12 protein-coding genes are annotated in these 13,911 nt (G+C 65.7%); 8 read left to right on the forward strand and 4 right to left on the reverse strand.

All coding sequences use genetic code 11. The features are described 5' to 3' along the window. Positions 1–306 precede the first annotated feature (306 nt). From QWL29_RS25370 to QWL29_RS25380, 3 genes are all read left to right on the forward strand, one after another. The gene (locus QWL29_RS25370; RefSeq protein ID WP_305825637.1) at positions 307–2,787 is read left to right on the forward strand and encodes a family 20 glycosylhydrolase; all 2,481 of its coding nucleotides are present in this window, start codon (positions 307–309) and stop codon (positions 2,785–2,787) included. Next, positions 2,780–4,081 (forward strand): MFS transporter, encoded by a 1,302-nt coding sequence (locus QWL29_RS25375; RefSeq protein WP_305825638.1) that lies wholly within the window; start codon positions 2,780–2,782, stop codon positions 4,079–4,081. Before QWL29_RS25370 ends, QWL29_RS25375 begins: the two co-directional genes overlap by 8 nt. Before the next feature lie 283 nt (positions 4,082–4,364). Next, entirely contained in the window at positions 4,365–4,799 is a 435-nt protein-coding gene (locus QWL29_RS25380; RefSeq protein WP_305825639.1) for a RidA family protein, read from the forward strand. Between the two features lie 109 nt (positions 4,800–4,908). Here the strand turns inward: QWL29_RS25380 and QWL29_RS25385 are convergent, their stop codons facing one another. Beyond that, positions 4,909–5,922, reverse strand: a complete 1,014-nt coding sequence (locus QWL29_RS25385) for a helix-turn-helix domain-containing protein (protein WP_305825640.1) — start codon at positions 5,920–5,922, stop codon at positions 4,909–4,911. 232 nt (positions 5,923–6,154) lie between these two features. Here QWL29_RS25385 and QWL29_RS25390 point away from each other — a divergent pair, with 232 nt between their 5' ends. Next, complete coding sequence (locus QWL29_RS25390) at positions 6,155–8,224, forward strand: M13 family metallopeptidase (RefSeq protein ID WP_305825641.1); 2,070 nt, start codon at positions 6,155–6,157, stop codon at positions 8,222–8,224. A 318-nt stretch (positions 8,225–8,542) separates the two neighbouring features. On the opposite strand, the gene QWL29_RS25395 is transcribed toward QWL29_RS25390, so the two are convergent. After that, entirely contained in the window at positions 8,543–9,406 is an 864-nt protein-coding gene (locus tag QWL29_RS25395; RefSeq protein ID WP_305825642.1) for a CAP domain-containing protein, read from the reverse strand. A gap of 165 nt (positions 9,407–9,571) precedes the next feature. On the opposite strand from QWL29_RS25395, the gene QWL29_RS25400 reads away from it, so the two are divergent. Beyond that, positions 9,572–9,781 (forward strand): hypervirulence associated TUDOR domain-containing protein, encoded by a 210-nt coding sequence (locus tag QWL29_RS25400; protein ID WP_305825643.1) that lies wholly within the window; start codon positions 9,572–9,574, stop codon positions 9,779–9,781. 28 nt (positions 9,782–9,809) lie between these two features. Here the strand turns inward: QWL29_RS25400 and QWL29_RS25405 are convergent, their stop codons facing one another. Together QWL29_RS25405 and QWL29_RS25410 are read right to left on the reverse strand one after the other, a co-directional pair. Continuing rightward, positions 9,810–10,253: a nuclear transport factor 2 family protein gene (locus QWL29_RS25405; protein ID WP_305825644.1), complete on the reverse strand. Its 444-nt coding sequence runs from the start codon at positions 10,251–10,253 to the stop codon at positions 9,810–9,812. Positions 10,254–10,420: 167 nt separating this feature from the next. Beyond that, positions 10,421–10,999: a PEP-CTERM sorting domain-containing protein gene (locus tag QWL29_RS25410; protein ID WP_305825645.1), complete on the reverse strand. Its 579-nt coding sequence runs from the start codon at positions 10,997–10,999 to the stop codon at positions 10,421–10,423. 196 nt (positions 11,000–11,195) lie between these two features. Between QWL29_RS25410 and QWL29_RS25415 the strand changes: the two genes are divergently transcribed. The 3 genes from QWL29_RS25415 to QWL29_RS25425 all read left to right on the forward strand — a co-directional run bounded on the left by QWL29_RS25415 (position 11,196) and on the right by QWL29_RS25425 (position 13,686). Then, positions 11,196–11,861, forward strand: coding sequence for a response regulator (locus QWL29_RS25415; protein WP_305825646.1), 666 nt, complete (start codon positions 11,196–11,198; stop codon positions 11,859–11,861). After that, positions 11,851–13,197 carry an ATP-binding protein gene (locus QWL29_RS25420; protein ID WP_305825647.1) on the forward strand — a complete coding sequence of 449 codons (1,347 nt, stop codon included), beginning with the start codon at positions 11,851–11,853 and terminating at the stop codon, positions 13,195–13,197. Before QWL29_RS25415 ends, QWL29_RS25420 begins: the two co-directional genes overlap by 11 nt. An 84-nt stretch (positions 13,198–13,281) precedes the next feature. Continuing rightward, on the forward strand, positions 13,282–13,686 hold the full coding sequence (locus QWL29_RS25425) for a YgiW/YdeI family stress tolerance OB fold protein (RefSeq protein WP_305825648.1): 405 nt from the start codon (positions 13,282–13,284) through the stop codon (positions 13,684–13,686). Positions 13,687–13,911 lie beyond the last annotated feature (225 nt).

A 13,911-nucleotide genomic window follows, 5' to 3' on the forward strand; every position in this document is an offset into this window, starting at 1 on the left:
ATGATGCCGTTATCAGGAGGGTGGAGTCCATCACATTAGGGTGGGGTCTTTGAGGCCGGGGGCCTCAAAGACGAACGTGCCCACGCGGAACGCCGATCATCGTTTGCGCCTGTGCTCGACGATGCGGATGCGAATTGTCGGCGTCCCCAAAGCGTCCCGCTAACGCCTCATTCCATCGCTGACGTCTCGGAGCGAATCAGCGCCGCCGCCGACTCCGGATCAACGCGTAACCGCGTGGGCACGGAGTGCCCACCGTACGGTCGTTGCCAACACCACCGCATTTTTCGTGGTAAATCAAGGAACACAATGCCGATCACACATCCAGGCACGGCGCCCATTGCCATCGAATGGGAATGCCTGAGCAACTTCGCCGGCAACGGCATCTTCGAAGCGCGCCTCACGCTGCGCAACGTCTCCGGCAATCCGCTCGCCCCCGGCTGGCAGCTGTTCTTCAACGCCTGCCGCAAGGTGATCCCGCACAGCGTCACCACCGGCTTCGCGATCGACCACATCAACGGTGACCTGTTCAGGCTGACCGCCCTGGCCGACGCACCCTGGGCCGAGAACGAAACCTTCGGCATCGCCTACCAGGCCCAGTTCTGGGTCATCAGCATCACCGACGCGCCGCTCGGCTTCTACCTGCTGCCGCAAGGAGGCGAAGTGATCGCACTCGGCGACCCGCGCATCCTGCCCTTCACCCGCGTCGAACAGCGCATGCGCCACGTCGAAGACCGCGTGCCGACCGCGAACGCCGCCCAACGTTACGCCGACAGCGCCAGCCTGCACCTGCTGCCCGAGGAGCAGGTCGGCCGCATCACGCCGCGCCCGGTCTCGGCCCGCTTCGGCGCCGGCACCTGCAAGCTCGGACCCGGCACGGCAATCGTGCACGCTCCAGACCTCGCCAACGAAGCCGCCTTCCTGCGCACCCTGCTCGACGACCTGCCGGCAAGCGATACGAACAATGCGCACATACTGATCGAGACCGGCCCCGTCCCCCTGGAAGCGCCAAACGGCGAAGCCTACCAGCTCGACATCGGCGCCGACCAGGCCGTATTGCGCGGCGCCTCCGCCCACGGCGTCTTCAATGCCCTCCAGACCCTGCGCCAGCTGCTGGACGAAGACGGCAGCCTGCCATGTGGCCACGTGCTCGACGCTCCCCGCTTCGCCTACCGCGGCATGATGCTCGACGTGGCGCGCCACTTCGCCGGCGCCGATACGGTGCTGCGCCTGCTCGACTGCATGGCCGCCTATAAACTGAATCGTTTCCACTTCCACCTCACCGACGACGAAGGCTGGCGCCTGCCGATCACCGCGCTGCCTGAGTTGACCGAGGTCGGTGCGCGGCGCGGCGTCAGCCTTGACGTAGGCCCCGGCAGCAGCCCCTGCCTGCCGCCATCCTTCGGTTCCGGCGCCGATATCGACAGCTCGCCCGGCACCGGCCACTACACGCACGAGGAATTCATCGCCATCCTGCGCCACGCCCATGCGCGCCACATCGAGGTGATCCCCGAGTTCAACATGCCCGGCCACGCGCGCGCCGCGGTGCAGGCCATGCGCGTGCGCCACGACCGCCTGCTGGCCGCCGGCGATATCGAGGGCGCCTGGGCCTACCGCCTCGACGACCCCGACGACGCGTCGATCTACGAATCGGTGCAGATGTGGCACGACAACGTGATCTGCATCGCGTTGCCCTCGGTGGAGCGCTTCATCGACACCGTGGTCGGCGAAGTGAAGTACCTGTTCCGCCAGGCCGGCGTGCCGCTGCGCGCCATCCACACCGGCGGCGACGAAGTGCCGAACGGCGCCTGGATCGATTCGCCCCTGTGCCGCGCAAGGATGCGCGAACAGGGCTGGACCGACGTGGCGCAACTGCGCTTCGACTTCGTGGCACGCTGCCGCGCGATCCTGGCGCGCCACGGCCTGGCCTTTGCCGGCTGGGACGACACCGCGCTGACCCACGACACTGGCGGCGCCCCGGCCCCCGAACCGCGCTTTGCCGGCCCGGACTTCCATGCCTACGTCTGGAACAACGCCTGGGGATCGGGCCAGGAAGACATCGCCTATCGCCTGGCGAATGCCGGCTACAGCGTGGTGCTGTCGAACGCGGCCAACCTGTACTTCGACCTGGCCTGCGCCAAGGACCCGGAAGAACCCGGCTACTACTGGGCCGGCTTCGTTGGCCTGCGCCAGGCCTTTGCCTTTTGCCCGCTCGACCAGCGCACGGTGCCGGCACATGATCCGATGGGCCGGCCCGTGCCCGCGATGCTGCTGGCAGGACTGGCACAACTCGATGGCGGATGCATCGCCGGCCTGCAGGGGCAGCTCTGGAGCGAGAACGCGCATTCGCGTGCGCGCATCGAATACATGATCGCGCCGCGCCTGCTGGCCCTGGCCGAACGCGCCTGGAGCCCGGACCCCGGCTGGCGCCTGATCGCCGACCCGATCGAGCGCGCGGCACGCATCGACGCCGACTGGAACGAGTTCGCCAACCGCCTCGGCCGGCGCGCGCTGCCGCGCCTGGACCGCGCGCCGCTGGCCTGGGCCTACCGCCTGCCGCCACCGGGCGTGCTGCTGCAGGCGGGCCGCATCCACGCCAACGTGGCGCTGCCCGGCCTGGCGCTGCGCTACCGCTTCGACGGGGGCGCACCGGATGCGGCCAGTCCGCTCTACAGCGCGCCGTTGAGCATTCCTCCGGATGCGCGTACATTCACCATCGCCAGCTTCGACACGCGCGGCCGCAGCAGCCGCGTCGCCACCATCGCCCTGAAAGACGCATCCGATGCCTGAGGTCTCCACCGCCGCCGCCAGCATGACGAAGCCGTCCGCCGCGCGCCATCCGCTGGCCTGGGTGCCGACCCTGTACCTGGCCCAGGGCTTGCCTTTCTACGCGGTGGCGCTGATCGCCGGCCTGATGTTCAAGAGCATGGGCGTGCCGAACGAGCAGATCGCGCGCTGGACCGGGCTGCTGGGGTTTGCCTGGGTATTCAAGGCGCTGTGGAGTCCCTTCCTGGAGGTCGCGCGCAGCAAGAAGCGCGCGGTGGTGAGCTTCCAGCTGCTGGGCGGGGCAGGGCTGGCGTCGGTGGCGCTGGCGCTGCAGTTGCCGGGCTGGTTCGCGCTGTGCATCGCGCTGCTGGCGGTGGTGTCGCTGGCATCGGCCACCCACGACATTGCCGCCGACGGCCTGTACATCGCCAGCCTGAGCGCCAAACAGCAGGCTGCCTATGCCGGCTGGCAGGGCGCCTTCTTCAATGCGGCCAAGTTCCTGTCGCTGGGCGGCCTCGTGATCCTGGCCGGCTACCTGGAAGGCCGGATCGGCACTGCGCCCGCCTGGACCGTGGTGTTCGGCCTGCTCGGCGCAGTGCTGGCAGGGCTCGCGCTGTACCATGCGCTGGCCTTGCCCGGCACGCTCACGGTACGCTCGGCGCAGACCGATTCGCTGCGCAGCATTGCCGCCACGCTGCTCGACGTGATTCGCGCCTTCTTCGCCAAGAAGGGCATCTGGCTCGGCATCGTGTTCATCATCCTGTTCCGCGCCAGCGAGGGGCAGATCCAGACCATCGGCCCGCTGTTCCTGCGCGACGCGCGCGCCGTTGGCGGCCTGGGCCTGAGCACGGCCGAAGTCGGCGCGGTGTACGGCACCGCCGGCACCGTCGCTTTCTTGGTCGGCAGTATCGCCGGCGGCTACTTCACGTCCTGGCTCGGTTTGAAGCGCGCGATGCCGTGGCTGATCCTGGCGATGAACCTGCCGAACCTGGTGTTCTGGTACCTGAGCGCCGCGCAGCCCGAGTCCCTGCCGTTGATCGCCACCGCGCTCGGCGTGGAGATGTTCGGCTACGGCTTCGGCTTCGTCGGCATCATCCTCTTCATCATGCAGGTGATCGCCAGCGGCCCCTACCAGACCGCGCACTACGCACTCGGCAGCGGCTTCATGCAGCTGGGCTTCGTGCTGTTCAAGATGGTCAGCGGCGATATCCAGCAAGCGCTGGGCTACCGTCACTTCTTCCTGTGGGTGCTGGCGTGCGCTGTGCCGGTGCTGGTGCTGACGCGCTTCGTGCGGCTGTCGCCTGAAAACAACGAGTGAAAACAACGAGGGTCAGGTCTGACATCCGGACACGAGCTCAGCCCTATCCATTGGCCGGTGGAAGGCGGCCATCGAAACGCTATGCTGGCGAGCCATTCACCAACCGGCACATGCTATGTCTACCACCCAAAAGCTTCAGAAAAAATCGTGAATTTCGGCGTCGCCTGGGAAGGCCTGTTCGGCTATGTTCAGAAAAAATCGTGAATTTCGGCGTCGCCTNAGAAAAAATCGTGAATTTCGGCGTCGCCTGGGAAGGCCTGTTCGGCTATGTTCAGAAAAAATCGTGAATTTCGGCGTCGCCTGGGAAGGCCTGTTCGGCTATGTCCAGGGGGTGCAGGTCACGGACACGATTTATCTGTCCGGTCAGCTCAGCCACGATCAGAGTGGCGCCCTGGTTGCGCCGGCGCCGCTTGACGAGTCTGGCAAGCCGGTGGATTTTGGCCAGATGGAGGAGCAGATTCGCCAGACCTATCGGAATGCCATCGCACTGCTCTCCGAATTTGGTGCAACACTGGATGACGTGGTCGAGGAAACGCTGTATGTCCTGGATGTCGACGCGGCTTTCACTGCCGGTGGCAAGGTGCGCAAGGAAGTGTACGGAACCGAGCAGCCGCAATGCGCCAGCAATATCATCGGCGCGACGCGGCTCGCTTTCCCTGCGCAGCTGGTGGAAATCACTTTCCGGGCGGTAGTGGGCAGCGATCTGGCGCTGGCTTGAACTGCCGGAGATAGAGCGCGAGGCCATGCTTGAATCCAGGGCTGGCGAACCTGGATTTGCTGGTAAGGCAGAGTCCGTGTCTGGATGGCAGACCTGACCCCCGTTGTTTTTAACGCTTCTTGACCGGCAGCGCCAGCCACCCGCGCCACTTGCCGGCGCCATCGCGCTCGACTTTCTGGATATGCGGCCGCGTGCTGTCCAGCCGCCAGAATGCCTGTTTGTCGAGCCAATCCTCGTACATGAAGCGGAAGCGCGGCCAATCGCCGCAGAAGTTGAGGATGGCGTATGAACCTGCCGGCAGCACGCGCAGCCCGAGCGTCGGATCGGGTACCGCATTGCCGCCAAAGCCGAAGTCGTAGCAGTATTCGCGCTCGCCGGTAAAACCCGGGTCTTCGTCGAACACGCCATACCAGGCGGTGGCGCGAGTCGTATCGCCATTGCTTTCGCGCTCGCAAATGAAGTTGTTGCAGGCGATCGACAGCGCCGCGCCCGACTGGCCGAAGAAGCGCTGGTAGCGCAGCGTGACGGCCGGCAGCGCCTGCACGCGGATGCGCGCCGCCACGCTGCCGGGTTCGGGCGGGCAATAGGGCGCCAGGATGGCTTCCAGGTTGTCGGGTTCGGCGACAAAGAAGCTGACGTCGCTCTCGCGCCCGACCTGCTGGTCCATGTAGGTGCGCCAGCCGCCTTCGCGCCAGGCCTTGGCCGACATGGCGAACTGCTGCTTGAAGGCCTTGGCAAAGGCTGCGTTCGAGGGAAAGCCGCAGTCCTGGGCGATGTGCAGCACCGGCACATCGGGTTCGTGGCGCAGCAGGTGGGCGGCGCGGCGCAGGCGGCGCTTGCGCTGGTATTCCACTGCCGAAAAGCCGGTCAGCTCGCGGAAGATGCGGTCGAAGTGGAAGGACGAGTAGCTGGCCGAGGCGGCAAGGTTCTTCAACGCCAGCGGGTCGCCCACCGAGTCGAGCATCAGGTCCATCACCTCGTACAGGCGCGAGACGCGCGAGGTCGGCTTCATCGCGCAGCTCCACGCCCGCCGCGCAAGCAGGCTGTCGGCGCCGGAGCGCAGGCTGGCAGGTGACGGGGAAGAAGGCGCATCGGGGCGGCCACGGATGAAAATGTTATTCATTATGGCTTAGAAAACGTGCAATAGCGAAATATCGCGCCGCCGTGCCCGAGCAGGCTTGGCATGAATGCGACAGGGACGTTTGCAGCGCTCGCACCATTTCGCATACGGCCCGTACTTACAGGCTGTATGCAAAAGGCACATGCATATGCGAACGCGGTTGTTCTACTTGGCAATGCCATGCTTTATGCATTAGCATCCTCCGGTCCCAATTATTCCTATAACGGAGAATCACATGAAGCGTACCCTGTGCAGCACCCTGATCGCGGGGCTGTTCGCCGTCACCGCCCACGCCGGCGCCCACGACGCAGCGGCCACCAGCGCACCATCGACGACAGCTGCCGCCGCTGCGGTATCCGGCGTCGACAAGGCTGCGATGGACGCCAGCGTGCGCGCGCAGGACGACTTCTTCCGTCATACCCAGGGCAAGTGGCTGGAAACCGTCGACATTCCGTCGGACCGTTCCAGCTGGAGCGCCTTCAGCGTGGCCCAGGAAAACGTCGAGAACCAGATCCGCACCATCATCGAGCAGGCCGCCACCGATACCAAGGCCGGCAAGGGTTCGGACGCGCAGAAGATGGGCGACTACTACACCAGCTACATCGACGAGGCGCGCCGCAATGCGCTCGGCCTGACGCCACTGAAAGGTGAGCTGGCGCGCATCGCCGCCCTGAAGGACAAGCGCGGCATCGCCGCCCTGTCGGCCCATATGGACCGCATCGGCGGCGAGGCGCCGCTCGGCATGTACGTCGGCCAGGACAGCAAGGATTCGACCCGCTATGTGGTGAGCGTCGGCCAGTCGGGCCTGGGCCTGCCGAACCGCGACTATTACATCGCCGACGAAGCGCGCATGAAGGACTTCCGCGCCAAGTACCAGGTGCACGTCGAGAAGATGCTGGCGCTGGCCGGCCACAAGAACGCTGCCGCTGAAGCGGCCAACATCGTGGCGCTGGAAACCGAGATCGCCAAGGCGCAGTGGAGCGCCGTCGAGAACCGCGATCCGGTCAAGCGCTACAACAAGATGACGTTCGCCCAGCTGAAGGACCTGATGCCGGGCTTCGACTGGACCACCTGGACCAAGGATGTCGGCGTGGCCGGCAAGGTCGATTCGATCATCGTCAGCCAGCCGAGCTACCTGGCTGCGCTGGACAAGATCATCGCCGCCACCCCGGTCGATACCTGGAAGTCGTATTACGCCTTCCACCTGATCAGCGCCTATGCGCCTTACCTGTCGCAGCCGTTCGTCGACGAGAGCTTCGCCTTCCGCGGCACCGTGCTGTCGGGTACCAAGGAAAACCGTCCGCTGGACAAGCGCGCCATCGCCCTGGTCAATCGCGAGCTGAGCGAAGTGGTGGGCAAGGTGTATGTCGAGCGTCACTTCCCGGCCGAGCGCAAGGCGCAGGTCGAGGCGATGGTGAAGAACTTCATCACCGCCTTCAAGGAAGGCATCGAAACCCTCGACTGGATGAGCCCCGAGACCAAGAAGCAGGCGCAGATCAAGCTCTCGAAGATGAACGCCAAGATCGGCTATCCGGAAAAATGGCGCGATTACTCGTCGCTGAACGTCGTGCGCGGCGACCTGGTCGGCAACGTGATGCGCTCGCGCGAGTTCGGCCACGCATTCGGCGTCAACAAGCTGGGCAAACCGGTGGACCGCCTGGCCTGGAGCATGAGCCCGCAGACCGTGAACGCCTACTACAGCCCGAGCATGAACGAAGTCGTGTTCCCGGCAGCGCGCCTGCAGGCGCCGCTGTACGATGCGAACGCCGAACCGGCGGTGAACTACGGCGCGGTCGGCATCTCGATCGGCCACGAGATCAGCCACGCCTTCGACGACAAGGGTTCGCAGTTCGACGGCGACGGCAACCTGCGCAACTGGTGGACCAAGGAAGACGGCGAGAAGTTTGCTGCGCGCGGCAAGGTGCTGGTGGCGCAGTACGCCGGCTACAGCCCGGTGCAGGGCTACCACCTGAACGGCGAGCTGACGCTGGGCGAGAACATCGCCGACAACGCCGGCGCCATCATGGCCAGCCGCGCTTATAAAATTTCGCTGGGCGGGAAGCCGGCGCCGGTGATCGACGGCTTCACGGGCGAGCAGCGCCTGTTCATGGGCCTGGCCCAGGCCAGGCGCGGCAAGGCGCGCGACGCCGCGTTGATCGCGCAAGTGAAATCGGACCCGCACTCGCCGTCGGAATTCCGCGTCAACGGCAGCCTGCGCAACCACCCGGGCTTCTACGAAGCGTATGAGGTGAAGGCGGGCGACAAGATGTACCTGGCGCCGGAAGAGCGGGTGATTTTCTGGTAATTGCCAGTCGATTTGCTTGATACGAAGGAGCGCTGCGGCGCTCCTTTTTTATGGCGCCGGAACATGCATATCATATGACGGGCCACTACTGCCGGACCGTACGGTGGGCACCCCGTGCCCACGCGGTTACGTGTTTATCCGTGAGCCTGCGGCAGCGAAGATCCGCTCGTACAAAGCGCCCCTGACGAAACGTCTGCGAGACGCTTTTGGACACGCCATCACCATGCATCACGCGCGGCGCCATCCAACGCCAACCATGATCATCGTTCCGCGTGGGCACGGGGTGCCCACCGTACGGTCATCGACCGTGGCCAATCGTCACGGCGTCCCGAACACCTGCGTCCAATACGGAAACCCCGGCAAGCGTACGCGGCTCACCGCATATCCCGCCCCCATCTCGCTGAATTGCGGATTCATCAGGTTCGCGCAATGCCCGGGACTCTCGATCCACCCTTCCACCGCTTCCTGCGGCGAGGTCTGCCCGGCCGCGATGTTCTCGCCAATGTGACGCCAGCGATACCCTGCGCTGGTGGCGCGCTGCGCCGATTCGCTGCCGTCCGAACCTTGGTGGCTGAAGTGCCGGTGCGCGGCCATGTCGTTGCTGTGCGCCAGCGCCGCCTGGGCCAGTTGCGTATTCCAGGCCACCGGCGGCGCCGCGCCAAACGGGCGGTCGCCGCAGTTGCGCGCCTGCGCCCGCGCCGCATTCACCAGTTCCAGGATGATGCGCCCGGCTTCTTCCTGCTGCGGCAGCACCAGCGGCGGGGTAGGGCGGGCCAGCACGACCGTCCAGTCGTTGCCGCTGCGGGCCACACCGATGTCGGTAAAGCGCGCATCCAGCAAACTGCGGCAGTACTGCCTGCGCAGCAGCTCCAGCACGGCCTCGTTGTCGGGCGCGCCGCCGACGTGGATCACCTCGGCCTTGTCGGTCGGGTAGCCGGCCTGCTCCAGCGCCCACTCCGGAAACGTGCCCGGCTCCAGGCGCACCCGCGCCAGCGCCGCCTGCGCAGCCAGGGCCGGCGCCGGCGCGGGGCGCAGGCCCTGGCAGCTGTCCGGCGCCGCACGGTAGGCGTTGATGGCGCCGATCAGGCGCGCGTCGTTCTGCACCGGCGCGGCGCCAGCCCAGGGCATGACGCAGGCCAGCAGGGCGGCGGACAGCGGGCGGCGGATCGACGGACGTTTCAAGGCACGTGCAGGGCGGTGGCGATGAATGCCAGCATACCCGCGCCCGCTACAGCGCGGCTTTCGCCTGTTTCGTAACGTGCGGAAATTCTACCGAGCTATGGTCAAATGATGCGGCAGCGGCTGCTTGTCATGCGGTCCGCCATCGACCATTTTCGGAGAGCCATCATGAGCAATGCATTCAAGGCCGGCGACAAGGTGAAGTGGGAGTCGTCGCAGGGAACGGTACACGGCACGGTCAAGAAAAAGCTGACCGCGCACACCAAGATCAAGGGCCACGAGGTGGCGGCATCGAAGGACAACCCGGAATACCTGGTGGCCAGCGACAAGACCGGCGCCGAAGCCGCGCACAAGCCGGGTTCGCTCAAGAAGGGATAAGGCGGCCCGGCTTGCTACCCCTCCCGCTTCAGTGATGCAGCGGCGCGGCCATCGGCGCCTGGGCCGGCTGGTCGGGACGGAAGGCGCGCTCGGCGGGCGCGGTATCGTTGTAGGCCTCGAAGCGCGCGATCTTGCCGTCGCGGATGGTCAGCACATGTACCCAGGGGCTGTCGAAGCTGCGGCCGGTCGGCTTGGCCAGCCAGCTGGCGTCGCCTGCAACCACGACCTTGTCGCCCTCGGCGACGAAGTCGCGGGGCGTGAAGCTGAGGGCTTCGGCGCCCTCGGCGAGTTTGCTGAAGAACTCGGCGATTTCGCCCTTGCCGTGGTAGGCCCCGGCGAAGGGAATGCAATCGGAGTCGCGCTCGACCCGGTCCGCGTCGTCCTGGCAACGGTCCAGCAGGCTGCGGATGTCGCCCTTCAGGAACAGCTGGTAGCACTCGATGACCAGCCGCTTGTTGTCTTGCGCGTTCATGACAGCTCTCCCTGCAATTCGGCTGTCCACTGACAATCGCGGTTGGTCATGCCCGGATAGTCGATGCCTTCAGCCTGGTTCGCGCAGGCAGGATGTCAAGCTGGGCGGTGGACCGGTAAACAAAAATGGGCGGCCAGCGCCGCCCATCCTCCACCATCAAGCCTGGCTCAACGGCGCTGGCGGCGGCGCGCCAGGGTCATGCCCAGCATGGCCAGCGGCAGCAGGGCCAGGGTGGCCGGTTCCGGCACGTCGCTGGCGGCTTCGCCCAGGACCACCTGGCCGCCACCGCTGACGGTATCGAAACGGCCGGTATAGTTGCCGAACTGGGCATTTTCGTACGTCGTCACAACCAGGAAGTAGCGGACATCGGCTTGCAGCGACTGGCTGATCAGCGAAAGGAAGCCGGTACCCGCATCGTCGTCGATGGTCAGCAGATTCGCCAGTGGCGATGAGGCATCGAAGGCGTTCGCATACAGTGCCAGGAAGGTATCGCTGTTGCGGGTGTCGGCGGAGAGCGTCTGCATGGAGTAGACGCCGTCGGCGGTCACGTGGAAACTGAATACGTCGTAGGACGTGGCCGTACCCACGCCGCTCAGGCTGAAGGTGCTGAAAGGCCGGTTAAAGACAGGATCGGATTCGGTCAAGGCGCCGGAAAAATCGACCGGCGCAGCCAGTGCGGCCTGGGACGCGAAGGCCAGGCTGGCGGCGGCGAGTTTCAGGAGGCGGGAAAGTTGGAAGTTGAACATGGCACATCCCTTAATGTCATTGTGGTGCCATTCACTTAGCAATGGCCGTGCCACCAACAGTTACTCGTTTTAAAACAAATAGTTCGCGCTCACTGAATTGCTTAAATTTAATTTTTGTAAAGAAATCCGACATGGGCGATCGCTTGCAAGCGGGTCTTAAGATTCCATTCATCCATCAGCCGTAGCATAGTCAAGCATGCGCATCCTCCTCGTAGAAGACGACCAGTCGCTCGGCGACACCATCCAGTCCTGGCTACGCCTGGACGGCCATGCCGTCGACTGGGTCGAACGCGGCGACTCGGCCGACACCGCCCTGAAAACCCACCATTACGACTGCGTGCTGCTCGACCGCGGCTTGCCGGGCCTTTCCGGCGACGCCCTGCTGGCCCGCCTGCGCGCCGCCGGCAACGCCGTGCCGGTGATCCTGATCACCGCCTTCAATGCCCTGGCCGACCGCGTCGAAGGCCTGGACCTGGGCGCCGACGACTACCTGGTGAAACCCTTCGAGCTGGAAGAAATGTCGGCGCGCATCCGGGCCGCGGCGCGGCGCGGCGCCAACCAGGCCAGCAATGCGCTCATGCACGGCGCCATTGCGCTCGATCCCGACACCAAGCAGGTTGCGTTGGCCGGCCAACCCGTCGCGCTCACGGCACGCGAATACCACGTGCTGCACGCGCTCCTGCTGCGCAAGAACAGCATCGTCACCCGCGCCCAGATCGAGGAAAGCCTGTACGGCTGGGGCGACGAGGTCGAGAGCAACGCCATCGAGGTGTATATCCACAACCTGCGCAAGAAGCTCGGTAGCGACAGCATCGTCACCGTGCGCGGTCTCGGCTATCGGCTGAAACACGATGAAAGCTGAAGCATCGCCTCCTTCGCTGCGGCGGCGCCTGGTATTCGCGATCGTTTCCGCCAGCGTGGCGCTGTGGCTGGCCAGCCTGGCCATCGTCACCGTGATCGCCTGGCAGGAAACCAACGACGTCTTCGACGATGCACTGGAGGAAGCCGGCTACATGATCCTGTCCGCCACCACCGACTGGCACGCGCGCGGCTTGCCGGCGCGCCCGTCAACGCGAGAAGTGCGCAAGGTCGACATGCAGTACCAGATCGTGGCCGATGGCCGCGTGATCCAGCGCACCGAAGGCGCGCCGAAGCGGGCATTCGTGTCCGGTTTCGACGAGGACGAAGGCTTTGCCGATCCGCAAGTGGATGGCCGGCGCTGGCGCGTGTTCGTGGTGCGCGACGAGGCCAGCCGCTTCGAGGTGCAGGTCGGCCAGCGGCAAGACAAGCGCTTCGACATCCTGGAAGAGCTGGCAGAGTCCCTGTGGCTGCCGGTGGCCGGCATCCTGCTGCTGCTGGCGCTGGTGTGCTGGCTCTTGATCGGCCGCGTGCTGCAGCCGCTGCGCCGCACCGCGAACGCCATTGCCGCCAAGACCCCGAGCGACCTGGCCCCGGTGGCGCTCGGCGGCCAGCCGCGCGAGCTGCAGCCCATCGTGGGCGCGCTGAACGGCGTGCTGGAGCGGCTCGACGCAGCCCTGCAGGCCGAACGCCGCTTCACCGCCGACGCCGCGCACGAGCTGCGCACGCCGCTGGCAGGGCTGCACATGCACGTGCAGCTGCTGGGGCGCCAGCATCCGGACATGGCGGCGCCGTTCGGCAAGCTGCGCCAGGACATCGCGCGCCTGACGGCCCTGGTCGACAGTTTGCTGACGCTGGCCCGGCTCGACCCGCTGGCGCGCGAGCAGCTGGTGCGCCAGCAGGTGATGCTGGCGCCCTTGCTGGAGGGCGTGCTGGCCCTGCACGCGCAGGAAGCCGAGCGGCGCGGGATCGCATTGACGCTGCACTGCGAACTTGACACCGTGCAGGCCGAGCCGCGCATGCTGGAGATCATGCTGCGCAACCTGGTCGAGAACGCGCTGCGTTACTGTCCCGAGGGCAGCCGGGTCGAAATTTTCGCCGGATTGCATGCGGGGCAGGCACGCATCGCCGTGCGCGACAACGGACCCGGCGTGGACGAGGCCAGCCGTGCGCGCCTGACCGAGCGTTTCTTCCGCGTGCTGGGGCAGGGACAGGGCGGCAGCGGCCTCGGGCTGTCGATCGTGCGCCGCATCGCCGAGCTGCATGGCATGACGCTCGCCTTCGGCGTGGGGCTGGAGGGGCGTGGCTTGGGTGTGACGCTCGATCTGCCGGCACCTTAAGATCGCGTTAATGTTCGGGCGGTGTAATGCGTCTGTGCCTGCCGCGAACGGCAGCGTAAACATCAACCAACGGAGGAACGACCCATGAAACGACTGATCCAACTGACCTGCATCACCGCTTTTGTTGCCGGCTCGGCGGCCGCCATCGCCCAGCCGGGCAACTACACGGGGCCGTCGAGCAAGCCGGCTGCCTCCGGCTACACCGGCCCGTCGAGCGCGCCGCTGATGACCGCCAAGCAGCTGCTCGACAACGGCAAGGACGACCAGTACGTGCGCCTGCAGGGCAAGCTCACCAGCCACAAGGGCGGCGAGGATTACGAGTTCACCGACGCCAGCGGCAAGATCACGGTGGAGATCGACGCCAAGTATTTCCCGCAGGGCGTGAATGTCGACCAGAACACGATGGTGGAATTGACCGGGGAGTTCGACAAGGAGACGTTTGGCGAATCGACGCTGGATGTAAAGCAGGTGAAGGTGGTTGGGAAGTAAGGTAACCGCCAACGTCGTTTGAACGTTAGCTTGAACGTACGGTGGGCACCCCGTGCCCACGCGGTTACGTGCTCGTGCTTCCTACGTTGGCGGTGACATGTCGCTCGCGATGCTTCCATCGGCCACGAGCGGGCTTCGCTTGATGTTTGCGGGCGTTACCTCGCGGCCAGCGCAAGAAGCATGCGCACGTAACCGCGTGGGCACGGAGTGCCCACCCTAATGTGA

The organism is Massilia brevitalea (genome assembly GCF_030711405.1).
GTDB lineage: Bacteria > Pseudomonadota > Gammaproteobacteria > Burkholderiales > Burkholderiaceae_D > Telluria > Telluria brevitalea.